The organism is Peribacillus muralis (assembly GCF_001645685.2).
Lineage (GTDB): Bacteria > Bacillota > Bacilli > Bacillales > DSM-1321 > Peribacillus > Peribacillus muralis_A.
The window spans coordinates 3,238,262-3,263,093 of sequence record NZ_CP017080.1 but is presented as its reverse complement, the minus strand read 5'-3'; the positions used below and the strand labels follow the sequence as shown (position 1 = coordinate 3,263,093).

General features: G+C 42.9%; 21 protein-coding genes. 18 read left to right on the top strand and 3 right to left on the bottom strand.

The annotated features are described in order from the left end of the window. Positions 1 to 761: 761 nt before the first annotated feature. From galU to ABE28_RS15850, 8 genes are all read left to right on the top strand, one after another. Positions 762 to 1,643, top strand: a complete 882-nt coding sequence (gene galU / locus ABE28_RS15880; RefSeq protein WP_064463595.1) for a UTP--glucose-1-phosphate uridylyltransferase GalU — start codon at positions 762 to 764, stop codon at positions 1,641 to 1,643. 128 nt (positions 1,644 to 1,771) lie between these two features. After that, positions 1,772 to 3,052, top strand: coding sequence for a UDP-N-acetyl-D-mannosamine dehydrogenase (gene wecC, locus ABE28_RS15875; RefSeq protein WP_156775797.1), 1,281 nt, complete (start codon positions 1,772 to 1,774; stop codon positions 3,050 to 3,052). A gap of 116 nt (positions 3,053 to 3,168) precedes the next feature. After that, positions 3,169 to 4,188: a glycosyltransferase family 4 protein gene (locus tag ABE28_RS15870; RefSeq protein WP_083232259.1), complete on the top strand. Its 1,020-nt coding sequence runs from the start codon at positions 3,169 to 3,171 to the stop codon at positions 4,186 to 4,188. Further along, the gene (locus ABE28_RS15865; protein WP_083232108.1) at positions 4,172 to 5,587 is read left to right on the top strand and encodes an oligosaccharide flippase family protein; all 1,416 of its coding nucleotides are present in this window, start codon (positions 4,172 to 4,174) and stop codon (positions 5,585 to 5,587) included. The genes ABE28_RS15870 and ABE28_RS15865 overlap by 17 nt, the downstream gene beginning before the upstream one ends. Before the next feature lie 66 nt (positions 5,588 to 5,653). Further along, positions 5,654 to 6,793: a GumK N-terminal domain-containing glycosyltransferase gene (locus tag ABE28_RS15860; protein WP_064463589.1), complete on the top strand. Its 1,140-nt coding sequence runs from the start codon at positions 5,654 to 5,656 to the stop codon at positions 6,791 to 6,793. A gap of 131 nt (positions 6,794 to 6,924) precedes the next feature. Continuing rightward, the gene (gene wecB, locus ABE28_RS15855) at positions 6,925 to 8,067 is read left to right on the top strand and encodes a non-hydrolyzing UDP-N-acetylglucosamine 2-epimerase (protein ID WP_064463587.1); all 1,143 of its coding nucleotides are present in this window, start codon (positions 6,925 to 6,927) and stop codon (positions 8,065 to 8,067) included. 153 nt (positions 8,068 to 8,220) lie between these two features. After that, positions 8,221 to 8,352: a YwzD family small protein gene (locus ABE28_RS25815; RefSeq protein WP_257390606.1), complete on the top strand. Its 132-nt coding sequence runs from the start codon at positions 8,221 to 8,223 to the stop codon at positions 8,350 to 8,352. Beyond that, positions 8,349 to 8,834, top strand: a complete 486-nt coding sequence (locus tag ABE28_RS15850; RefSeq protein ID WP_064463585.1) for a VanZ family protein — start codon at positions 8,349 to 8,351, stop codon at positions 8,832 to 8,834. Before ABE28_RS25815 ends, ABE28_RS15850 begins: the two co-directional genes overlap by 4 nt. A 560-nt stretch (positions 8,835 to 9,394) precedes the next feature. Here ABE28_RS15850 and tagU read toward each other — a convergent pair. Next, positions 9,395 to 10,324 carry a polyisoprenyl-teichoic acid--peptidoglycan teichoic acid transferase TagU gene (gene tagU / locus ABE28_RS15840; RefSeq protein WP_064463581.1) on the bottom strand — a complete coding sequence of 310 codons (930 nt, stop codon included), beginning with the start codon at positions 10,322 to 10,324 and terminating at the stop codon, positions 9,395 to 9,397. A gap of 154 nt (positions 10,325 to 10,478) precedes the next feature. On the opposite strand from tagU, the gene ABE28_RS15835 reads away from it, so the two are divergent. The 5 genes from ABE28_RS15835 (at position 10,479) to ABE28_RS25535 (ending at position 15,136) form a co-directional block, all read left to right on the top strand. After that, positions 10,479 to 11,267 carry a hypothetical protein gene (locus ABE28_RS15835; protein WP_064463579.1) on the top strand — a complete coding sequence of 263 codons (789 nt, stop codon included), beginning with the start codon at positions 10,479 to 10,481 and terminating at the stop codon, positions 11,265 to 11,267. A 3-nt stretch (positions 11,268 to 11,270) separates the two neighbouring features. After that, positions 11,271 to 11,648, top strand: coding sequence for a GntR family transcriptional regulator (locus ABE28_RS15830; RefSeq protein ID WP_064463578.1), 378 nt, complete (start codon positions 11,271 to 11,273; stop codon positions 11,646 to 11,648). Next, complete coding sequence (locus ABE28_RS15825; RefSeq protein ID WP_064463577.1) at positions 11,645 to 12,337, top strand: ABC transporter ATP-binding protein; 693 nt, start codon at positions 11,645 to 11,647, stop codon at positions 12,335 to 12,337. The genes ABE28_RS15830 and ABE28_RS15825 overlap by 4 nt, the downstream gene beginning before the upstream one ends. 127 nt (positions 12,338 to 12,464) lie before the next feature. Further along, positions 12,465 to 13,757: a hypothetical protein gene (locus ABE28_RS15820; protein ID WP_064463576.1), complete on the top strand. Its 1,293-nt coding sequence runs from the start codon at positions 12,465 to 12,467 to the stop codon at positions 13,755 to 13,757. 338 nt (positions 13,758 to 14,095) lie between these two features. Further along, complete coding sequence (locus ABE28_RS25535) at positions 14,096 to 15,136, top strand: hypothetical protein (protein ID WP_064463575.1); 1,041 nt, start codon at positions 14,096 to 14,098, stop codon at positions 15,134 to 15,136. Between the two features lie 190 nt (positions 15,137 to 15,326). Here ABE28_RS25535 and ABE28_RS15810 read toward each other — a convergent pair whose 3' ends face one another. Both ABE28_RS15810 and ABE28_RS15805 read right to left on the bottom strand, forming a co-directional pair. Continuing rightward, on the bottom strand, positions 15,327 to 16,598 hold the full coding sequence (locus ABE28_RS15810; RefSeq protein WP_064463574.1) for a replication-associated recombination protein A: 1,272 nt from the start codon (positions 16,596 to 16,598) through the stop codon (positions 15,327 to 15,329). 627 nt (positions 16,599 to 17,225) lie between these two features. Then, the gene (locus tag ABE28_RS15805; RefSeq protein WP_064463573.1) at positions 17,226 to 18,194 is read right to left on the bottom strand and encodes a nuclease-related domain-containing protein; all 969 of its coding nucleotides are present in this window, start codon (positions 18,192 to 18,194) and stop codon (positions 17,226 to 17,228) included. Between the two features lie 564 nt (positions 18,195 to 18,758). Between ABE28_RS15805 and cymR the strand changes: the two genes are divergently transcribed. The 5 genes from cymR to recD2 all read left to right on the top strand — a co-directional run bounded on the left by cymR (position 18,759) and on the right by recD2 (position 24,765). Beyond that, positions 18,759 to 19,178: a cysteine metabolism transcriptional regulator CymR gene (cymR, locus tag ABE28_RS15795; RefSeq protein ID WP_057911634.1), complete on the top strand. Its 420-nt coding sequence runs from the start codon at positions 18,759 to 18,761 to the stop codon at positions 19,176 to 19,178. A 62-nt stretch (positions 19,179 to 19,240) separates the two neighbouring features. Continuing rightward, entirely contained in the window at positions 19,241 to 20,386 is a 1,146-nt protein-coding gene (locus ABE28_RS15790; RefSeq protein WP_064463570.1) for a cysteine desulfurase family protein, read from the top strand. A 30-nt stretch (positions 20,387 to 20,416) separates the two neighbouring features. Then, positions 20,417 to 21,532, top strand: a complete 1,116-nt coding sequence (mnmA, locus tag ABE28_RS15785; RefSeq protein WP_064463568.1) for a tRNA 2-thiouridine(34) synthase MnmA — start codon at positions 20,417 to 20,419, stop codon at positions 21,530 to 21,532. A 120-nt stretch (positions 21,533 to 21,652) separates the two neighbouring features. Continuing rightward, positions 21,653 to 22,318 carry a tetratricopeptide repeat protein gene (locus ABE28_RS15780; protein ID WP_064463567.1) on the top strand — a complete coding sequence of 222 codons (666 nt, stop codon included), beginning with the start codon at positions 21,653 to 21,655 and terminating at the stop codon, positions 22,316 to 22,318. 38 nt (positions 22,319 to 22,356) lie between these two features. Beyond that, positions 22,357 to 24,765 carry an SF1B family DNA helicase RecD2 gene (gene recD2, locus ABE28_RS15775; protein WP_064463565.1) on the top strand — a complete coding sequence of 803 codons (2,409 nt, stop codon included), beginning with the start codon at positions 22,357 to 22,359 and terminating at the stop codon, positions 24,763 to 24,765. Positions 24,766 to 24,832 lie beyond the last annotated feature (67 nt).

Genomic DNA, 24,832 nt, shown 5'->3' with positions numbered 1-24,832 from the left:
TCCCCATTTTCATCGAAATTGATAAAATGCCCAGTTTCATAATCGATGCATGATCGTCTTCATCTAAGAGTTCGGGTGCTCTTCATCCTTTTGGATAGAAAGTTCACCCAGCTAACTGCAGATTCTCTCAAAACAAGTGTGTGAAAAAAAACTGGGAACATCGGGTTTCCACAATAGGAGTAGGGGCATGTACTGAATCTTTTACTGGCAAACCAGAGAGATTCGTCGGTTCCGCTCTTTTTTTATTTGGTGCAAATTTCACCTGAACAGTGGAGTCTCTTATTTTGGGGTTGAACGCGCGGAGGATTACATCATTCCGTCTAATTACATCGAGTGCACATGCGACGACTAACGCGTGCAATGGTCGATACTCTGTATTACGAATCATAAAAATGCTTTTGATGAAGTTCATAAATGGCACAGGGAGTTTCAAATTTGGAACACCTCGTGTCATTTATTCTTATAAAATGAAGGAATGACAGATGCTCAGTATACTACAAATCGAGCTTCAAAATGAACGAAGCTTATGATGGTTTAAGGAAGATCCATTTATACAGAGATTGCTGAAAAAAGAAGAAGTAACAATTAAATCAATGGTTAAGAGCGCAATAGTAGCTGCATGGAATATCAGGCTTTTGTGAATCTTGCCATTTTCAAGGAAGGGAATATCACCGTTTATTTGATATTGAGTGAAAAAATGCTCATTAGCCTCAGGTTCATTTTTTTATGGGGCTGACGAATTGCTAGAGGGGGAGAACCGTTTGAAAAGAGTTAAAAAAGCCATCATTCCGGCGGCGGGGCTAGGAACAAGGTTTCTGCCTGCGACCAAAGCGATGCCGAAGGAAATGCTGCCGATCGTGGATAAGCCGACCATCCAATATATCATTGAAGAAGCGGTGGCTTCCGGTATTGAAGATATCATTATCGTGACTGGAAAAGGGAAGCGCGCGATTGAGGATCATTTCGATAATGCATTCGAACTGGAAAATAACTTAATGGAAAAAAACAAATTCGAATTATTGGAGAGAGTACAGGCTCCTTCCAAAGTGGACATTCATTACATCAGGCAAAAGGAGCCAAAAGGGTTGGGTCATGCTGTCTGGTGTGCAAGGAAATTCATCGGAAATGAACCCTTCGCCGTTTTGCTTGGCGATGATATCGTCCAAGCGGAGACACCATGCTTAAAGCAGCTAATCAACCAATACGATAAAACCTTATCGTCTGTCATCGGTGTCCAAACCGTTCCGCAAGAAGAAACGCACCGTTACGGAATTGTCGATCCCGGTAACCGGAACGGCCGGCGCTATGAAGTCCATAACTTTGTCGAAAAGCCGGAAAAAGGGACAGCCCCCTCCAACCTGGCAATCATGGGCCGTTACATTTTCACCCCGGAAATAATCATGTTCCTGGAGAAACAAGAACTGGGGGCTGGCGGAGAAATCCAACTGACGGATGCCATCCAAAAATTGAACGAAATTCAGAGAGTCTTTGCTTACGACTTTGAAGGGAAACGATTTGACGTTGGCGAGAAATTCGGTTTCATCCAGACAACGATTGAGTTTGCCTTGAAGGATGACATTCTTAAAGATGATATTTTGGCGTTTATAGAAAATCTATTAGAAAAACAAAAGGTAAAAGAATAATCAGTAAGGGAGTAGCCAAATGGAAAGCTGTGGCTTATATCCATAACCGAAATGTATATTTTGATATGGAAACGAGAAATGCATGATTACTTCGGGTAAGACTTACTAAAAAAATGGAGATGATTGAATTGAAATCAAAGATTTGTATAGTTGGTTTGGGTTATATTGGTTTACCAACAGCAGCTGTTTTAGCGGATAAAGGATTCACGGTACATGGTGTAGACGTTAATGAAGAAGCCGTCCGTTTAATTAACAATGGGCAGGTGCACATATATGAACCGGACCTAGAGAAAGTTGTGAAAAAGGTGGTGACGGCAGGTAAATTGACGGCCGATATCGAGCCTATAAAGGCCGATATTTATATTCTGGCTGTACCGACACCATTTAAAGAGAAGCATAAGCCTGATATGGCATATGTCGAATCAGCCACTAAATCGATCATCCCATATATTGAACCTGGGAACCTAATCATCCTTGAATCTACTAGCCCCATCGGTACGACTGAAAAAATGGCAGAGTGGATATTAAATGAAAGACCGGATTTAAGCATGGATGAAAGAAAATCCAACCAAATTTTCATATCGCATTGTCCGGAACGTGTATTGCCTGGGAAAATACTGAAGGAATTAATTGAAAATGATCGAACTGTCGGCGGGATCAATAAGATGTCCACACAAAAAACAGCGGAATTTTATGAATCATTCGTTGAGGGGGAGGTCCTTCAGACAAATGCAAAGACTGCGGAATTAACCAAACTAACTGAAAACACATACAGAGATGTGAATATTGCTTTTGCAAATGAACTTTCCATGATTTGTGATGATCAAGAGATTGATGTTTGGGAATTGATAAGATTGGCTAATCATCATCCCCGTGTGGATATTCTACAACCGGGTCCTGGAGTCGGGGGACATTGTATTGCGGTCGATCCATGGTTCATTGTGGATGCAGCACCTGAGAGAGCACAATTGATTTATACCGCAAGAAACGTCAATGATTCAAAACCAAACTTCGTTATTGATAAAATCAAAGAAGCAGCTACTGATCCGGCCCATTCCAAAATTGCATGTTTAGGTCTTGCTTTCAAGGCAAACATTGATGATTTAAGAGAAAGCCCCGCTTTGGAAATCGTAAAAGATTTAGCTGAAATGCTTCCTTCGACCATTTATGTAGTGGAACCTCATATTTCGGAATTACCGAGTGTTCTTAGAAATAAAAACATTGAATTGATAAACACGGAGGATGCAATAGCAAATGCCGACATATTGGTCATATTAGTGGATCACGACTACTTTAAAGCAATAGATAAAAATAGTATTAAGGAAAAACATATCATAGATACGAGGGGATTATATACGAAAAGTGAGCCATACGATAATGCAGCAACAGAAAAATACCTAACCGTTTGAGGCGATTAACATTGAATTATCTTTTAATTACTAATAGGTATCCTAAACAAGGGAATTTATATAGAAATGCCTTTGTACATCGAAGAATCATTAATTATCTGGAATTCTCGCCAAATATGAATATATCTGTCTTTGTTTTAGATAATAAGATAAAAAGCAAGATAAACTATTCCTTTGATTCGATTGATATCGTTGAAGGCAATCGTGAGGATTTGCTGGAAATCATCAATCAAATAAAACCGGAAAAATTATTGATTCATTTTTTGGATAGACATATGATGTCCGTTATTGAACAAGTTCACATCAAGACGATCGTTTGGGTCCATGGTGTAGAGGCGCTTGGATGGTACAGAAGGTTATTTAATTTCGACTGGAGAGAATTTCCAAAATACGCGTTGATAAACATGAGACAAATGTGGAATTTCAGGAAATTCATCAACCATTCAAATAAGAATACGTCCTTCATATTTGTATCTGAGTGGATGAAAGATATTTTAGAATGTGACACGGGCACTAAGATCAAACGATTTGATATTATACCTAACCCTATAGACAATCAATTGTTTCCATATTTAGAGAAAGGTCAGGAATTAAGGAGAAAAATATTGATGATCAGGCCTTTCTCTTCTAAAAAATATGCCAATGATATCGCTATCGATGCCATTCTGCAATTAAGTGAAGAATCTATGTTTAATGAATTGGAGTTTACCATCTACGGGGAAGGAAAGTATTTTGATCCATTAACGGAACCACTGGAAAAATTCAAGAATGTAAAGCTGCACAGGAATTTTTTAAATCAACAGGAAATGGCTAACGTACATAAAGAACATGGGATCTTTCTTTGTCCAACAAGACAGGATGCCCAAGGAGTCTCGATGTGTGAAGCAATGTCAAGTGGATTGGTTCCCATCACCTCCAATAACACGGCCATTCCTGAGTATGTGGTACATGAAAAAACAGGGATTCTTACTGGCGGAGCTAAAGAAATTGCTTCCTCCATTAAACATTTATATGAGAATCCTTCTGAATTTGCATTCCTTTCTAAACATGCGTCAATGTCCATACAGGAAAAGTGCAGACCAGAATTAGTTACATCAAAAGAGCTGGAGTTAATTTCTGATGCGAAAAATGTTTAGTCATTCTTTAATGAAAAAATTCCTTTCTTTTTCCATAGGAAATTGGGTGAGCTTATTAATAGCTTTAATTAGTACACCGATCATTACAAGAATCATTTCCCCTGAGGACTTTGGAGTTTTTTCACTTTTCACCATCATACTTAATCTATTATTAATGATTTCAATGCTTGGTACGGATCAAAGTTATGGGAGATTTTATTATGAAGTGGATAAAGGATTAAGGAAGAATTTATTATTTTATTGTTTGAGGATTTCCTTCTTCATGCTCATAGCAATTGCATTGATCATTTTAATCTTTCGTGAGTATGCTGTGTTTTTCCTTTTTGATAGTAATGATTTTAATTTAATCATCTTATTATTAATAGGATTAGTGATGAGTATCTTCAATAGATTTTCCCTATTGGTTGTTAGGATGGAGCAACGGGGTGGCTTATATTCCGTTCTCCAGGTCACAACAAAATTATTGGATTTCGGTATCCTGCTCCTTATATATTATAGTTATTTCAATATAAAAGAATATTATATTCCCATAATTTCAATGATAGTTACTTGTCTTGCAGTATCACTCATCGCCATTATTCTTACGAAAGAAAATTGGAAATTAAGTAAAGGTGATCCTGGAAACAAGAAAACCTATAACTATAGGCAATTGATCAGCTATGGCTTTCCATTAGCCATAACAATGATCATGACATGGGTTTTCCAATATACCGACCGATTTTTCATTAAAGCATTAGGGGATTATAGAGAGCTTGGATTATATGCCGCTGCGTTTAAGCTAGTCGCGATTTTAACGATCATTCAAATTAGTTTTACAACCTTTTGGGTTCCACTAAGTAATCAAAAATACCAAGAAAATAATCAAGATAGACAGTTCTTTTCGAGGATGTTTAGCCTGGTTTCTTTTGCCATGACTGCTATAGGCTTTATTTTGATATTTTCCAAAGATTTGTTGAAGATAATGTTTGGAGAACAATATATGGAAGCCGTATACATATTTCCAATGTTAGTCTTAGTTCCGGTTATGTATACCATTTCCGAGATTTCGGTTGTTGGCATAAATTTCAATAAAAAACCTAAATATCATATTTTGATTTCCGTATTGGTATGTTTGGTAAGCATAATAGGGAACCTTGGATTAGTTCCCTATTTGGGAGCTAAGGGAGCGGCAATTTCAACTGGGGTTTCTTATGTGTTCTTCTTAATTTTACGAACTAATTTTGGTGTGAAGAATTTTTCTTTTAATATTAATTATAAAAAGCTTTATTTTGAAATTTTTTCCTTAACGTTTTTTGCATTAATTTCTACGCTTACTAAAACGAATCCGATACAAATAGGTATAGGGATTTTTCTCTTAATGGTCATATTTTTTATTAATTACAAGAATTTAAAAAAATAGTTTGGCAGTTTGTGCAAACGGTTTGTGTTCAATTTTTTGGTGGTTGTAACAAAAGGGGGTAAAAAATTGAAAAAGATAGTAATGGTTGAAAGTCAGGAGTTTAATAGCACTGTAAAAATTGGTGCTCACCATTACGCTGAATTATTCGCAAAAAATGGGTATGAGGTTTTGTGGCTATCTCCAGCGTATAGCATTGCTCACTATGTTAATGATAAAGCGTTGGTAAACCAAAGAAGGAAACTTAACTCATCTAAGAGAGTTGAATTGAGCAAAAATATATATGGGTATGCCCCATTTACTTTGATTCCATTTATAAAAATGCCAATATTCAATACATCGGTAATAGGAAAAAAGTACTTGTATACGGCTATACCAAATTTAAAGAAAGAATTAATGAAAATCGGTTTTGGAGACGTTGATGTATTATGGCTTTCGAATATTAAATCTTATTATATAAAAGAATTCCTTACTTATAAAAAGCTTGTTCATCGAGTAGCAGATGAACAAACAGGTTTTAAAGGTTACTTTAAAACGCTTGAAAACTTTGAGAAGAGATTGATCAATGAAAGTGATATCGTTTTTTCGACTGCCAAGTTATTGGAAAATAGAGTGAGGGAAATTAGAAGTGATGTTATTTATCTGCCCAATGCTGTAAACTTTGAAGATTTTCAAAAAGAAACTTATGTATTGCCTTCGGAATTCAAGGAACATCAAAACAGTAAAATATGTATATACATTGGAGCCATAGGTGAATGGCTGGATAAGGAATTGATCGAATTTGTAGTTAGTCATCTAAGTGAGGTTCAGTTTTTTTTCATTGGACCGGATCATGGTGGATTAACAGGGCTTGAAAGGTTTAACAACGTACACATTATTGGTCCTAAAAAATATAATAGTCTACCACATTTTTTATTTTTTAGTGACATAGCCATCATCCCTTTTAAAGTGAATAAATTAACGAACGCGATCAATCCCGTTAAGTTATTTGAGTATTTGGCAGCGGGTACCCCGACCTTGACTACTAGTTTTAATGAAATAAATCATATTGATGGCCCATTCGAAATTGCTATAAATAAGGTAGAGTTTTTGGGGAAATTAAAGACGATGCTAACAACAAAATTCGATAAGAGTTCATTAAAGTCCTTTGCTAAAAGGAATGATTGGAGTACTAGATTTGAAATTATTGAACAAGAGCTAGCGGAATAAACATAGCAAGGTGCATATGAACCATCCGTCACAAAGGAAAAGCCAAAACCAGCGGACGATCCTCCCATCAGCCACAATCGGAGCAGGATAAGGGGCTAGCGTGATTTATATTTTAAATGAAGGAGATAAGCATGAAAAGTAAAATTAAAATAATGACCATTTTTGGAACAAGACCTGAAGCCATTAAAATGGCTCCCCTAGTATTGGAATTAAAGAAACATTCCGATACTATTGAATCCATCGTTACTGTGACAGCACAGCATAGGGAAATGTTAGATCAAGTTTTGGAGGTATTCAATATAACCCCGGATCATGACTTGAATATCATGAAAGAACGTCAAACTTTGGCAGGAATCACGATAGATGCTTTATCTGGCTTAGAAAAAATAATGAAAGAAGTGCAGCCAGACTTGGTTCTCGTTCACGGAGATACTTCAACCACTTTTGTAGCAAGTCTTGCTGCGTTTTATAACCAAATAGCAGTTGGTCATGTTGAAGCTGGTTTAAGGACATGGAATAAGTACTCACCATTCCCCGAGGAAGTGAATAGGCAATTAACAGGAGTAATAGCGGATCTGCATTTTTCCCCAACAGTACAGTCGAAAGAAAATCTTATACAAGAAAATAAAAAACAAGAAGCGATCATTGTAACAGGCAATACGGCTATCGATGCTTTAAAAACTACTGTATCAGATTCATATAAGCATGACCTTATCGAAGAAATCGGCTTAGATAAAATGATATTGCTGACTGCTCATAGACGGGAAAATCTTGGTGAACCTATGAGAAACATGTTTAAGGCCATTAAACGTCTTTTAGAAGAAAACAGTAATGTGCAAGTGGTCTATCCTGTTCATCGCAATCCTGCTGTAAGAGAAATGGCCAAAGAAGTATTGGGCAATCATAAAAGGATTCATCTGATCGAGCCGTTAGGAGTAATAGACTTCCATAACTTTGCTTCACGTTCACACCTCATTCTGACTGACTCTGGTGGAGTTCAAGAAGAAGCTCCATCATTAGGTGTTCCTGTGCTGGTTCTTAGAGATACAACAGAAAGGCCGGAAGGAGTAGAAGCAGGAACATTAAAGCTTGTTGGCACTGATGAAGATATTATCTTTCAGACTGCACATGAGTTATTGAATAATGAAGGGAAATACAATGAAATGGCTAAATCGGCAAACCCTTATGGAGATGGCCAAGCATCTTATCGAATCGTTCAAGATATTTTATATCGTTTTGGTAAAATTGATAAGGCCCCTTTGGAATTCAAATGATTTCAAGATAGGTACTTTGAAGTACTTCCACTTGCCAATCCCCGCCATTTATGTAATTATCAAATAAATGAGCTATATTCCTTATATTTCAATATTAGGAATTGGGAATCAGTCGGAGAAGGCGGCTCGATTACATTGGAGTGGGAGCTTAATATGGAGTTTTTTGAAATCTTAAAGGATACGTTTGCAAAAGGGGAGTCGGGAGAGGATATTACCCTGACTGGGCTGGTGGAGGAGCTTAAGGAAAAATTAAGCGCAATCATCGAGGAGTCTGATCGTTTATGATCCCAAAATACATATTCCCCATCCTGCTCGTTGTTTGGGCGATGGTGATTTTCTTTTTTTCCTCGCAGACGTATGAGGAGCAGAGGATTACGCCTTTTTTTGCGCAGTTCGATACGCCGTATTGGTATGATCGCTTGGCGGGCATTTCCTTCATGTATGGCGGGGCTGAAGTGAGTGCCCGTGCGGCCGGGGTGAGTGGGTTTCTGGAGTTTTTCATTCGGAAGGGGGCCCATCTGTTTATCTTTTTCGTGTTTGGGCTGTTAACGTTGGGTGTTTGGCGGCATTTTGTCAGGAATGCAGTGCTTTCGTTTTCAGGGGCTTTGGTTTGTGTCCTGCTTTATGCGAGTGCCGATGAGCTGCACCAAAAGCTGACGGGCGGCCGTACTCCGTTGCTGCAGGATGTGATGCTCGATACGTTTGGCGGCTTGTTAGGCCTTTTTTGCTTTCTGATGTTTAATCGTTGGAGAAAACGTCGAACTTGAAGAAATCATGTCTGAAACCGATCCATACATGGAAGGAGCATGTCCAACAACATGCTTCTTTTTTTTATGATTTGGCGAATGGCGTTTGCGGTGTGAATGGAATTCCTCTCCTTTTTCGGGCACCAGAGCTGTAGATTGAAAAAAGAGAGGGGATGCTTATGGGGAAGGAAGGGATTCAATCCTCATGAAACATATTTCATTCTCGAGCGATCACTGATGGCCTTCAGAATGAACATTTTGTCCTGTTTGCTTAGCATAGCCCAGCTGCCTGCTTTGATTTTCATACGATACACTCCTTTTGTTTAGGATGATTTATTGTAGGCAATGAATGGCGGTTGGTGGGTTCCGGGTCCAGAGATTACTAGAGTCATTTGGTGAAAGGGGCAGGGGGAAGTTGGTTTTTTATTGGCTCATACTAGATTATACCGTCTTTTACCGTCTAATAAACAACAAAAATTCCAACAAATCTCTACAATTGACGTCCATTTTTTGTCAGAATATTGGATGGATAAAAAGAAAAAGCTGTCAGAATGCGGGTTCTGGCAGCTTTACTTTTTTGCTTATTTAATGTCCAATTGTTCCTTTAATTCGGATTGGACCATTTCTTTTTCTTCATCGGACACGATATTATAGTAGATTCCGTCGATTTTCCTTCCATCGCCAGGAATCGTCGATTGGGTGATGCTTTTGCTTGCATCCCTGTAATGCTTCTGGATATCCATCATGTCATCGAACGTCAAATTCGTCTGGATGTTTTTGCTTAGGGCATCGAAGACATCATCATATTTCGTCAAGGAAGAGATGCTTGCGCCTTCTTTAATGACGGCTTCAATGATGGCACGTTGTCTCGATTGACGGCCAAAATCACCATTTGGATCGTCATATCTCATACGCGAATAGGCTAGCGCTTCTTTTCCAGTCAGGCTGATGCTTCCCTTGGCGAAATGGTAACCGTCATAAGAGAAGTCCAAATCGTTTTGCACAGTCACGCCGCCGACGGCATCGACGATATCCTTGAAGCCCTCCATATTGATCTTCATATAATAATCGATCGGAATATCGAGGAAGTTTTCAACGGTATCCATGGACATTTTTGCTCCGCCGAATGCAAAGGCGTGATTGATTTTATCCTGTGTGCCATGGCCGACGATCTCGGTCCGTGTATCACGTGGGATGCTGAGCATTTTCACGGACTTCTTCTGTGGGTTGACGGTCAACACGATCATCGTATCCGAGCGGCCTTTGTCGCCATCACGTTCATCGACCCCAAGCATGAGCATCGAGAAGGGCTCCCGATCGGATAGGGCAAGTTCCTTCGTTCGTTTATCTGTGTCACGGTCTATGGGCGTATGCATGGAATCGACGGTGTTATTTAGGGAATTCCAGACGGAGTAGGCAAAAGCGCCTCCTGCTAATATGAAAAGTAGGACAATTATCCCGACTACCTTTAGCCAAGTCCGTTTCTTTTTCTTCTTTTTTTCGTGTCTCATAGATTACTTCCTTCCTCTTTTTGTTGCTACATACTCTATTATATTTAATTTTTCGCGAAAATAACAGTATAATTTACTATTTTATCATAGCTTTGACATAATTTGGTTTACTAGTGTACTATATAACTAGAACAGTAGTGAAGGAGTTGGAAACGTGAATTCGTTCAAAGGTTTAGTCCAAAAGGAGTGGGTGGTCGGAAAAACGACCCTGCTTTGGTTATTGGTTGCACAGGCTGGCTTTGTCTGCCTTGCTTTTTTCGCGGCCAAGTATTGGGAAGTTGCTGGTCTTTTTTATCTTTGTACTTGGTTAAATATGCTGGTGCAGCCTCTTTTCATTTTCTCTGTCATTCTGAGCTGTTTACATTCTGAGGGGAAGACGCTGCTCTGGATCCATAATCCGCAATCTGCAGCGATGCTCCTAGGCAGTAAGCTTTCGATCAGCATGTTTTTTCAAGTCGCATCTATTTTCTTTTCTGCTTGTGTTGTTTTTGGGGGGATGAAGATTCCTGAAAGTCTGTTTAAAAAGGGTTTTCATAATGAAACGATGCTGGATGGTGGCAGCTTGCTGATGACAGCCGGAGTATTGGTCGTGGTTAGTTTAGCTCTTGCTGTGTTTACCCTGTTTTTATGGATCGTCTATCACGCGCTCGCCGGGAATGATGTTATGAAACCGCTTCGTGTGCTTTTGATTTCAGCTATCTGCTTAGGGATGTTGTTTTTCCGCAATTGGCTGTTCAGTACGGGCTTGTACATGAAGCTGGACGAATTATGGACAGTTCCGATCATAAGTGATTCGTCGTTTAGCATGTCTCTTGATCACTTTGAGTTTTCCTTCCAAACAGGGGGCAGCCTTTCCCTGTTGACAAGCGGATTCGAATTGATCGGATTAGTGATATTGTTCCTCATTTCATGTTGGCTGCTGGATAGAAAGATTGAGGTGTGAGGTATGTCAGCCGATTTTCATGCATCAAGACCGATTTATTTACAGGTAGCCGACCGAATTTGCCATTCGATTGCACGCGGTGATATGAAGGGCGGGGAAAAGCTGCCATCTGTCCGTGAAATGGCGGTCGAAATGGGGGTCAATCCGAACACCATCCAGCGTACGTATGCGGAGATCGAGAGGGATGGATTCGTGGAGACAAGAAGGGGGCAGGGAACGTTCGTGAAAAATGATTCCGCCTTGATTTCGTCATTGCGGACCAGGATTCAAGCGGAGATTACAGAGACATTCGTTCAAAACATGAAGGGCATTGGCATGTCAAATCAAGAAATGGTGGCGGCTGTCCAGCAATTTCTGAAAAAACAGGAGGATGAAAAATGACGGTTGAGTTGCACAAGGTATCGAAAAAGTATCGAAGCATTGCTGCCCTTGAAGATATTTCGCTCACCTTTGAGGCGGGAAGGATCTACGGGGTGTTAGGAGCCAATGGAAGCGGTAAGTCGACGTTGCTGAAGCTGGTTGCCGGTCTCGTGAAACCGGAATTGGGTCAGGTGCTGGTGGATGGAGTGGCAGTTGACAGGAGGATTGCTTCAGAGGTGTCTTATTTGACTGAGCTTGATTTTTTCTATCCTAATTTTACGGCAGGTCGTTATATCGATTTTCATGCATCGCAGTTTGCCGATTTTAATCGGGAAAAGGCAATCGAAATGCTCGCATTCATGAAATTGGATGCCGAAAAGAAGGTCGTTGCGATGTCCAAGGGAAATCGGGGAAAGCTTAAGTTATTGCTCGCTCTGTCCCGGGAAGCCCCTATCGTGCTATTGGATGAACCATTTTCAGGGCTCGATGTCATGGTCAGGGAGTCGATTGTCCGGAGCCTGCTTTCTTATGTGGATTTAGATAAACAATTGGTAATCATGGCCACTCATGAAATTGAGGAAATTGAGAACATCCTGGATGAAGTGATCATCATAAAGGAAGGCAAGGTCATCGTCAAGGAAGGAGCAGAAGCTCTCCGCGAAAGCAGGGGGAAATCAATAATCGGATGGTTAAAAGAAAATCATGGGTGAACGGTCAAGCTCCAAATTTTCTTTGGAGCTTTTTTTATTCGTGTGTAAGAAAGGGCTTAATCGTGGTAGTGTAGGAGTATGTAACTAGTTATATTATACTATCATTTTAATCGTGAAGGGGTAAGAGATGGTGCGAATAAGAGAGTTGAGTCAAGGTGTATTGGGGCTTGGGATCGTCATTCTCCTCCTAACGCTGGCTGTTAACACAGAGGCTCATGCCCCGTTGAATGGTCAAGTCAATACAATGTATAAAGGAGCCTTAGCCAGCAGCAAGGACAAGAAGGTCTATAAAGCTGTATTGCCGGAAGCTGGAGTTGTGACGTTATCGATCAAGCGTAATGCCAAGGCTTCATGGGAGGGTACCATCCAGAACGATAAAGGAACCAACTATACTCACGTCTATACGGGCAGTCAAAATGGCAGTTCGAGCTTCGAGGAAGTGAAAGTTGGACTGCCAAAGGGGACGTATCATATCGTGATTAGCGATAATGGGGCGGCTACGAAGGTTCCGTTTCAGTTTTCGGTGAAGTACACGAAGGATGACCATTTTGAACAAGAGTCGAATGATACGCTAGAGGCGGCCAATGCCATTCGCTTGAATGAGACGTGGAGAGGGGTGATCAGTACTTCCGATGATCGTGATGCATTCAAGTTCAACGTTCCGCAAAATGGGCATGTAGTCATGTCAGTTAAACAACAAGCTGAGACGAATTGGCATGCGGTGATTCAAGATCGTTCAGGTAAGAAATATGGTGAGTTATACACGAGTGAAAAGCCGGCCATCACACCATACTTGAAAAAAGGGAGCTATTACATGGTCATGGAAAACGCTGAGAATACGATCGATGCTCCCTATCAGTTTACCCTTTCGGATACCTCGCCTGCAGTAAAGGCAGCCCAAATCAGCGTGTCAAATGAAACTGGAAAGCCGGATGATATCAAGCTGAGCGGCATGAAAAAGGGGACCATCATTAAAGTGTATGACGAAAAAAGCAGGGGGAAAATGGTAGGGAAAGCTACCGCAGCAGGAACGTCATTGACTGTTAAGGTGAAGCAGCTTGGTAAGAAATCGGGGAATATCTACGTTTCGGCAACACAGTCACCATTGAGGGAAAGCGTCCTTGTGGCTCGGGCCTACCAAGGTGAAATCTCTGATCCTTTGAAAAAAGCCCAGGTAAAGGTGGTCAATAATAAAGGAAAAGCCGATATCGTCAAAGTGAGCGGCGTGACGAAAGGCGATGTAATCAAGGTATACGGTGGCAAAGGAGCCGTTTTGGCCAAGGCGACCGCCAAAGGGAAAGTGGAGAATGTGTCGATCAAGCAGCTTGGAAAGCAATCAGGCAAGCTGTCTATGACGGTGACTAAGCATGGGCAAAGGGAAAGTGCCCGTTTGGCGGTTCCGTACGATAAGGAAAAATGATTAGCGGGCTCCGGCTGGCGGATTGACCTTCGAATATCTATTGGTTGATTGCGACGTAAAAAGAATCTGAAAACTCAAAACTGACTTCAAGAAGGAATCATTCATGGTGATGGAACAACACTCCGGGGGAAAAATCCGGAGTTTTTTTTGTGAAAAGAAAAACGCTTTTCAGAATTGTGAATAGACTGGAAAAAGTGAAGTTTCATATAGTATTTCTGGGCGTTCGACGATTTACTGCAAAATGGGTGATTGGAAGAGTCCGTAATAGAAATAAGGCGCATATATATGCAGTACGGATATCACTAAAGTATAAATAACTATTGGAGGCTAAAGGAAAAATGGCAGAGACTGTTAGTTTACCGTACCTTGAAGCTTTAAAGGGGAAATTTGTGAGGGTATATAAAGGCGGCCCTGAATCGAGAGAAGGCAGGCTTGTAGAAGTTCGGAGTGATTATATCGTTCTGCAAACGGAAGAAAATCACCTCGTCTATTACGCCATCGAGCATTTGAAGATCGTGGTCGAAAATGCGAAGAGGGCACTTAATTTATGCCCGATCAACGATAAAGGATTTGTATATCCAGAAACTTTTATAGGGGCGCTGGAAGCATTGCAGGATAGCTGCATTCAAGTGAATGGCGGCGGCCCGACTTCAAAAGTTGGCCGGGTTATCGATGTGAAAGAAGAATTTTTGGTGCTTTCCACGGAAAGGGAAGGGTTGGTTTTATTCCCGATCTCCCATATCAAAAGTGTAATTGTGGTGGAATTTGCATGCCGTGAATTGCCTCCTCAGGACCTATATGAGGGTATTGATTCACTTAATGGCATTCTTTCAAGATTGATCCACAACTGGGTATCCGTTAGCGCAGGCGGCCCTGAAAGGGTTGAAGGAATTCTGATTGAAGTGGCTGAAGAATATATCGTTGTTGTGCATAATGAAGAGTTATTTTATGTGACAACGGAACATATCCAATTCGTAGCTTTATCGGTTCGGATAGAAGAAACTTGTTGCGAGAGCTCGTCAAGCAGTTCCTCATGCGAGAGCTCGTCAAGCAGTTCCTCATGCGAGAGCTCGTCAAGCAGTTCCTCATGCGAGAGCTCATCAAGCAGTTCCTCATGCGAGAGCTCATCAAGCAGTTCCTCATGCGAGAGCTCATCAAGCAGTTCCTCATGCGAGAGCTCGTCAAGCAGTTCCTCATGCGAGAGCTCATCAAGCAGTTCTTCATGTGAGAGCTCGTCAAGCAGTTCCTCATGCGAGAGCTCATCAAGCAGTTCCTCAGATGAAAGCTCAGGCAGGGGTCAAAGACGCGTCCGTTCAAACCAATTCAAGCAGTTATGGCTTGAGAACTTAATCAAAGCATCATCTCAAAACAATAAGTAACAAGAAAGACCAAACAGGCACAGCAACCAAATGGAGTTGTTGTGCCTTTCTTTGTGTATGCAAACATAGTTGATGTGCCTCTTTTTTTCTGTTGATTGAATGTGAAGGCCAGGAACGCTTGTTAACGAAGTCTCGCGGACAGTCGGCAAAACCGATAATGGTAATAACTCCGGTCTGAAGCGATCCGGAGTTATTTCTTTTTCTCGATATTTTCATAAACAGTGGCCAGGGCTTGCTCAAATTTCCCGCTCTTTTTCGGTTTGTAATATTTTTTGCGAAGCAATTTATTCGGTAAGTATTGCTGCTTCACCCAGCCATTCTCATAGTCATGCGGATAAAGGTAATTGATGCCGCGCCCGAGATCGGCGGCCCCTTTATAATGGGCATCCTTAAGATGATCGGGTACATCTCCGCTATGGCCGCTGCGAATGTCGGAAAGAGCCGCATCAATCGCGGTAATGGCCGTGTTCGATTTAGGTGATAGGCATAACTCGATCACGGAGTTGGCAAGCGGGATCCGGGCTTCCGGAAACCCGAGCCGTTCAGCAGCTTCGACCGCAGCGAGTGCCCTCGGGCCAGCCTGCGGATTGGCTAAGCCAATGTCTTCGTAGGCAATGACCACCATGCGGCGGGCAATGCTGACAAGATCGCCGGCTTCGACCAAGCGCCCCAAATAATGAAGGGCTGCATTCGCATCACTGCCCCGAATCGATTTCTGGAAAGCTGACAGGACGTCATAGTGGGCATCACCATCCTTGTCATGTGAAAAGCTCTTTTTCTGCATGCATTCCTCTGCAATCTGCACATCGATCTGAATCGTACCTTCTTCATCAGGCTCGGTCGAAATGACGGCGAGCTCCAAAGCATTTAGCGCACTGCGGACATCACCATTCGAAGCGGTTGCGAAATGGGTAAGGGCTTCAAGGTCGACATTCGTTTTATATGTACCAAGCCCGCGCTCTTCATCATGCAGTGCCCGTTCCAACGCTTTGATGATATCAACGGTTTCCAACGATTTTAATTCAAAAATCTGACACCGGCTGCGGATGGCCGGATTGATGGCATGATAGGGATTGCTAGTCGTTGCACCGATCAAGGTAATCATGCCATTTTCCAGATAAGGCAAAAGGAAATCCTGTTTGGCCTTATCGAGGCGATGAACTTCATCGAGCAGTAAAATCACTTTGCCGGACATTTTTGCCTCGGCTGCAACGATCTCCATATCTTTTTTGTTATTGGTCACGGCATTCAACGTCCGGAATGCAAACTTCGTGCTTCCGGCAATCGCGCTTGCAATCGATGTTTTGCCAATTCCCGGAGGTCCATACAAAATCATCGAGGAAAGCTGCTTGGCCTTCACCATTCTCGCGATTATTTTCCCTTCACCAACCAGATGCTCCTGCCCGATGATCTCATCTATCGATCGAGGCCGCATCCGGTAAGCCAGCGGTTTAATATTCATTGCGCACCTCTCCTTTTAATATAAGGTATCACAACTTATGGGTGAAATGCGCTGATTATGATGCCTGTAACGATAAAATCATAATTAACCCGCCTTTACCGAGGTTAATTCGTACTAAGCAGGTTTAATTCGACCTACCGTCGAGAGAATTCGTCCCAAGCAGGTTTAATTCGACCTACCGGGGAGAGAATTCGTCCCAAATAGGTTTAATTCGACCTACCGTCGAGAGAATTCGTCCTAAACAGGAAAAATTCGACCTACCGTCGAGAGAATTCGTCCTAAGCAGGTTTAATTCGTCCTACCGTCGAGAGAATTCGTCCCAAGCAGGTTTAATTCGACCTACCGTCGAGAGAATTCGTCCCAAACAGGGATAATTCGACCTACCGTCGAGAGAATTCGTCCTAAGCAGGATTAATTCGACCTACCGTCGAGAGAATTCGTCCTAAACAGGAAAAATTCGACCTACCGTCGAGAGAATTCGTCCTAAGCAGGATTAATTCGTCCCAACAGCGAGAGAATTCGTCCCAAGCAGGTTTAATTCGACCTACCATCGAGAGAATTCGTCCCAAATAGGTTTAATTCGACCTACCGTCGAGAGAATTCGTCCCAAACAGCGGAGAATCCGTTCTAGCCTTCTATTAGAGAATCTAGTAGATAAACTCTGCCTTTTGTATGTCCGGAATGTTTCAGGTTCAATGAAGTTAATAATTTTTTTGCGCTTGATGGAGATTTGATTTGGAGGAAGTTCCGAAATTCGCTGTTGGTAATGGAGGGTTTTACGAGATATACATAATCTATAAGTGCCGAAATATGAGCATCATGGGAAGTATCCAAACATGTGTGGCAAATCCACTTTCTATGCCGCTCCATGGTAAAAGTATGACACTTTTGGCAGAAGACACCTGTTTGAAGGGCAGAACTTGGTATTCCATAGGTTTCTAAAGGTTTAGGAATAAAAGTGGTATGTCCATCGAGCAGTACATTCGATAAACGTTTTATAGCTCTTTTTGAAAGTGACTCTTCGGTATATTTATTCTTTAATTCCGCAATTTGAAGAAGAATCCGATCCTTGCGTATTACTTTTCCTTTAAGCTCCTTATTCGCTGCGCGAATGATGGTTGAAGAATTGGCACTGACTACGAGGGTTTCAACTGGAAGGTTGTTGATTTTTTTTGTTTTTAACCATTCTAACAGGTGTATCCGCTGTCGGCTTACCTGCGATATTGGATCGTCAAAAGCTTCAGTTTTTCCATCTGGATTTGTGCGGATAAGTTGATTGAATGTGTTGTCAAATAAAATTTCACCAGCCATGTTTTTAACTTCAACGATTAACAGGAAAAAGGGTGTGAGGATCAGGATATCCATTTGAAATGGAAAAGGGGAACCGCTTAGTCGGAGGTCATGAAAGAGTAGATAGTCTTTTTCGGGAAGGGCTTTAAGTAAATGGAAGACTCTATATTCACCTCTGTACCCTGCTTGAATTTTTTTGATGTCTTCATTTATTGACGGGTGCCTTACATGCCCAGGAGGTAAACGCCTCACGAGAGATTCTAGCATGCCTATCTTTAAAGGCATTTTGCAATCTTTTATGATCATTGTCATCACTCCTTATAGATTTAAGTAAAGTATTCTCCATTAACAATTGGTTTCCTGTAATTTGGAGAAAATAAATCAAATAAATAATCAAACTTCTGTTTAATACGGCCATCCAGAATGAATTTTTCCTAAGGGAAGGGTATATTTGTGCGTCCAAGGGATAATTCGACTCAAAGTGCGAAAAATCGTTCCGCCCGGAGGGGAATCGTCCCAAAGGGCAGGAAATCCGTCCGTCCCGGGGAAAAATCCGTCCTAAAGGGCAGAAAATCCGTCCTTCCCAGGGGATAATTCGTCCCAAAGGGCAGAAAATCCGTCCGCCCGGGGGAGAATCCGTCCCAAAGGGCAGAAAATCCGTCCGGAGGATAATCCGTCCCAAAGGGCAGGAAATCCGTCCGCCCGGGGGATAATTCGTCCATTCGTCTTAAAAAGTAGTCATTTTACTTATCCTAGTTCTCCAATTAGGATAATTTGTAAAATGAAGGGAGGGTGAATGCATTTCTGCCGGGGATATGCTATAATTTCATAAGGATTTAGAAACGGATAAATAATTTGAGGTGTATATGTATGAAGATATCTACTAAAGGCCGTTATGGTTTAACGATCATGATCGAGCTTGCTAAACATTATGGAGAAGGACCTAAGAGCTTGAAATCGATTGCGCAGACGCATAATTTGTCCGAGCATTACTTGGAGCAGCTGATTGCACCGCTTCGTAATGCGGGTTTGGTGAAGAGCGTCCGTGGGGCGTATGGCGGGTATGTTTTGTCCAAGGATCCACAGGAGATTACGTCGGGTGATGTCATTCGCGTGTTGGAAGGCCCGATCACCCCGGTTGAAGGAATCGAGGAGGAAGAGCCGGTTAAGCGCCAGCTTTGGATCCGCATCAGGGATGCCGTGAAGGATGTATTGGATAATACGACGTTGATGGATTTGGCGAATTATAAAGATACGGGTGAAATCGATTCTTATATGTACTATATTTAAGTGATCAGCAATGCGCCTATTATGTAGGCGCTTGCGTTTTTTTTAATGGAGGCGACAAAAAAGTGGAGAGAATATATTTAGATCATGCGGCGACTTCACCGATGCATCCGAATGTGGTGGATAGGATGATGACCGTCATGAGCCATGACTTTGGTAATCCTTCGAGCATTCATGCTTTCGGGCGGGAGGCGCGCCATGTTTTGGATGAGGCGCGTTCGAGCATTGCCAAGAGCATTGGTGCCGGACGGAATGAAATCATTTTCACGAGCGGTGGAACAGAGGCGGATAATACGGCCATCATAGGGGTGGCGAATGCCCAAGAAAATATAGGAAAGCACATCATCACGACGGAGATTGAGCATCATGCGGTTTTGCATACTTGCCAATTCCTTGAGAAGTCTGGCTTTGAACTCACTTATTTGCCTGTGAATGAAGCGGGGCTTATTTCCGTTGCGGATTTAAAGGCGGCATTGCGCGATGATACGATTTTGGTTTCGGTCATGTTCGGCAACAATGAGGTCGGTTCCATCCAGCCGATTGCTGAAATTGGGCAGCTGCTTAAAGGCCATCCAGCCCTTTTCCATACGGATGCGGTTCAGGCATACGGAGTGATGCCCATCGACGTTCATGAATTGGGCGTGGATTTGCTGAGTGTTTCAGCCCATAAAATTAACGGTCCGAAGGGAATCGGCTTTCTATATATTCGTGAAGGGTTGAAGCTGAGTCCGTTTCTATATGGCGGGGAGCAAGAACGCAAACGCAGGGCGGGTACGGAAAGTGTGCCGGCCATTGCTGGATTTTCAGAAGCGGTGTTAATCGCCCAACATGAGTTGGAAAGGAAGCCGGCACAGTACAAGCGCTTTAAAGACGTATTGCTTGCCGTCTTCGATGAGGCGGATGTACAATATGAAATTAACGGATCTATCGAACAGTCGTTGCCGCATGTGCTGAATGTAAGTTTCCCAGGCACGAACGTGGAATCGATGCTCGTTAATCTGGACCTGTCAGGGGTGGCGGTTTCGAGCGGCTCCGCTTGTACGGCAGGGTCCATCGAGCCTTCGCATGTACTTGTCGCCATGTTTGGCAAGGATTCGGAGCGGACGAAGAATTCGATTCGCTTTAGCTTCGGTTTGCACAATACGGAACAGGAAGTCAGGCAGGCGGCTGAGGTGACCGTGAAAATCATTAACAGATTAGTGGGAAGATAAACCTTCCTTTAAAATAAACGAGGTGACAGGATGAATAAAGCACCACAAGATACCCGCGTAGTCGTCGGCATGTCAGGAGGCGTGGATTCCTCTGTGTCAGCCCTGCTGTTGAAGAATCAAGGCTATGATGTGGTCGGGATCTTCATGAAGAACTGGGATGATACGGATGAAAACGGATTTTGTACCGCAACGGAGGACTACAATGACGTGATTGCCGTTTGTAATCAAATCGGCATCCCTTATTATGCAGTCAACTTCGAAAAGCAATATTGGGATAAAGTGTTCACATATTTCTTGGAGGAGTATAAAGCGGGCCGTACCCCAAATCCGGATGTTATGTGCAACAAGGAAATTAAGTTCAAGGCGTTTCTTGAGCATGCGGTAAGCCTCGGAGCGGACTATGTCGCCACAGGGCATTATGCTCAGGTTGAATATCGGGATGGCGAATACAAAATGCTACGCGGTGTTGATAACAATAAAGATCAAACGTACTTCCTCAACCAGCTTACGCAAGAGCAATTGGAAAAAGTCATGTTTCCGCTCGGGCATATCGATAAAAAGGAAGTTCGTGAGATGGCGAAAGAAGCGGGTCTGGCAACGGCAACGAAGAAAGATTCGACAGGTATTTGTTTCATCGGCGAACGCAATTTCAAGGAGTTTTTAAGCAATTACCTTCCAGCCCAACCAGGTGACATGGTCACGATGGACGGGAAGGTCATGGGCAAGCATGATGGATTGATGTATTACACGATCGGTCAGCGTCACGGCCTTGGGATTGGCGGCAGCGGCGATCCTTGGTTTGTTGCGGGAAAAGACTTGAAGCGTAACATATTATATGTGTGTCAAGGCTTTGATAATGATGTGCTGTATTCCAATTCCCTTCTGGCCGTTAATGTCAGCTGGGTCGCGCAGCATATCCCGGCAGGGGAATTTTCCTGTACGGCGAAATTCAGGTACCGTCAAGAGGATAGCGGCGTTCATGTGAAGGTCTTGGAAAATGGTGATGTCGAGGTTATCTTTGACGAGCCTGTCCGTGCGATCACACCTGGACAAGCGGTCGTATTTTATGATGGTGAAGTATGCCTTGGCGGCGGTACGATCGATGAAGTATTTAAAAAAGGTGAAAAACTGACTTACGTAGGGTAAAATAGGCATGTCCCCAGCTGTGTTTGCGGTTGGGGGCTTTTTGGATTGCGGGTGGTCCGCCTGAAACCGACCACTTGCTTATGCTATACTTTTTATTATGAAAATGGAGTGTGAATGGACATGGATAAAAATCAACAAGGCATTGAATTTATGCAGCAAGGGAAATACGAGGAAGCGGCGAAGGTCTTCAATGAGGCAATCGAGGAAAATCCGAAGGAGCCTGTTGCCTATATAAACTTTGGGAATGTATTGACCGCAGTGGGTGAAACGGATAAAGCCGTCAAGTTTTACAAAAAGGCGATTGAGTTGGATGAAAACGCAGCTGCCGCTTACTATTCTTTAGGTAACTTATACTATGAGTCTGATTCGAAATTAAGTGAGGCGAAGGACATGTTTGAGAAAGCGATCCGTTTAGGCTTGGAAAACAGCGATTCTTACTTCATGCTTGGCTTGACTTTGATGGCATTGGAGCAGCCAAAGCTGGCTATGCCTTATTTACAAAGAACGGTGGAGCTGAGCCCGGAGGATGTTGATGCGAGATTTCAATATGCACTTTGCCTTGCAAATGCCGAATTGTATGATGAATTGATCAATCAGCTGAATCTCGTGGTGGAACAGGATCCGGGTCATGCCGATGCTTATTATAATTTAGGGGTGGCGTTTGCTGGATATAAGGAAGATGCGCAGGCAGCGATGACTTACTTCAACAAAGCGCTGGAAGCACAGCCTGACCACATGCTGGCGGCGCACGGTAAAAAACTGATGGAAGAAATGAATGCCGAGTAAATAGAAGGCATATGCTGTTGGAGAGGTGGGGAGTAGCGTTGAGCCAGCAAGATTCGTTGGATTTGTTTGCAGAAGAGAAAATGTTCATGAAGGGTAGCCATTTGGTAACGATTTTTCATAATGATGATAATATGTACTCGGTCGTAAGAATTCGCGTTCATGAAACGAATTTGAATTATGAAGAGAAGGAAGCTGTCGTAACCGGTTATTTTCCAAGGATGCATGAGGACGAGATCTATATTTTTTATGGGGCCATGAAGGAGCATCCGCGTTTTGGCCTTCAATTTCATGTTGAGCATTTTCGCAAGGATTTGCCCCAATCGAAGGAAGGCATCGTCAGTTATTTGTCCGGTGACCTTTTTAAAGGCATTGGGAAAAAAACAGCCGAAAGCATTGTTGATACGCTAGGGGAAAAGGCAATTTCCAAGATTCTGGCTCAGCCATCGTTACTTGATGATATCCCGAAGCTATCCGGTGAAAAAGCTAAGGGGCTCTATGACACGTTAGTGGAGCATCAAGGTCTGGAGCAGGTGATGATTGCCCTGAATCAATATGGCTTCGGTCCGCAGCTCTCGATGAAGATCTATCAAATGTATAAGCAGGATACGATTTCGATGGTACAGGGAAATCCGTATAAGCTGGTCGAGGATATTGAAGGGATCGGTTTTGGACGGGCGGATGAACTAGGGCATCAGCTCGGGATATCCGGAAGCCACCCTGACCGTATCAAGGCTGCCTGCCTGTATACGCTTGAATCACAGTGCCTCCAGGACGGAAATATCTACATAGAAGCCGAGCAGCTTTTGGAAGCGGTAAAGAAGCTGCTTGAGGAAAATAAACGGGACCAGATCGAATTCACGAACATTTCCTCGGAAATAATCGAATTGACGGAGGAAGGGAAAATCGTTGTCGAAGATCAACGGATTTATCCGCCTTCCTTATTCTTTTCCGAAATGGGGATCGTGAAGAACATCAAGCGGCTGCTCGACCAAACAGAGTATGAGGACCAGTTTCCGGAATCGGAGTTTTTACTGGCACTTGGTGAGTTGGAGGAGCGGCTTGGTGTTTCCTATGCCTCGGCCCAAAAGGAAGCGATCCAGACAGCCCTGCAATCACCCATGTTAATCTTGACGGGGGGCCCGGGTACCGGTAAGACGACGGTCATCAAGGGGATTGTCGAGCTTTATGCAGAGCTTCATGGTGTATCCATGGATATCAATGATTATAAAAAAGAAGGAAGCGACCCATTTCCCTTTGTCCTTGCGGCCCCTACCGGGCGTGCGGCGAAACGAATGGCTGAATCGACCGGTCTCCCGGCCGTCACGATTCACCGTTTGCTGGGATGGAACGGGAGTGAAGGCTTTTCCCATGATGAGGATAATCAGTTGGATGGCCGGATCGTGATCATCGATGAGGTGTCCATGGTGGATACGTGGCTGGCCAATCAATTATTTAAAGCCCTGCCGGAAAATGTCCAGGTTATCTTGGTTGGTGATGAAGACCAGCTGCCATCAGTCGGTCCCGGACAGGTTCTGAAGGATCTGCTTGCTTCGAATTGTGTACCTACGGTCAGTCTTGAGCATATTTATCGTCAAGCTGATGGTTCTTCGATCATTGAATTGGCCCATGATATCAAAAAGGGAAGGCTGCCAGATGATGTGACGAAGCAGCAAGAAGATCGGTCGTTCATTCGCTGCCAGACCGGCCAAATCGCCCAGGTTATCGAGAAGGTGGTCGCAAATGCGCGAACAAAGGGCTTCACGGCTAGGGATATACAGGTTTTGGCGCCAATGTACAGAGGTCCAGCCGGGATCGATGCCTTGAATAAAATGCTTCAGGAAGTTTTCAATAGCAATGTGGATGAAAAGCGGCGGGAAATCAAATTTGGCGATGTGATTTACAGGACGGGAGATAAGGTATTGCAGCTGGTGAACCAGCCTGAGGAAGGGGTCTTTAACGGCGATATGGGAGAAATCGTGTCGATTTTGTTCGCTAAGGAAAATACCGATCATGTCGATAAAGTCATCATATCGTTTGAAGGGATCGAAGTGACCTACACGAAACAGGATTTGAACCAGATTACACATGCGTATTGCTGCTCGATTCATAAGTCACAGGGAAGTGAGTTTCCCATCGTCATCTTGCCTGTAGTGAAAAGCTATTATCGTATGCTTCGGCGCAATCTACTGTATACCGCGATCACCCGCAGCAAGAATTTCCTGATTCTTTGTGGGGAAGAAGATGCGTTCCGTCTGGGAATCGAACGGAATGATGAGATGCGCCGAAAAACGACCCTCCGTGAAAAGCTGCGCGAGGCTTTGAGCGAAGCTCAAGCTCCGGTTGAAGAGGGCATTGTGCATGAGCCTGAGGCACGCTATCTTGATATTTTCATGCAGGCTGACCCGATGATCGGGATGGAAAATGTCACACCTTATGATTTTATGTAACAGGTTCCATTCATCGATTTGTGGAATTTTGTTTTACAATCATAGTTTTGGTGGAAGTACTATAAAA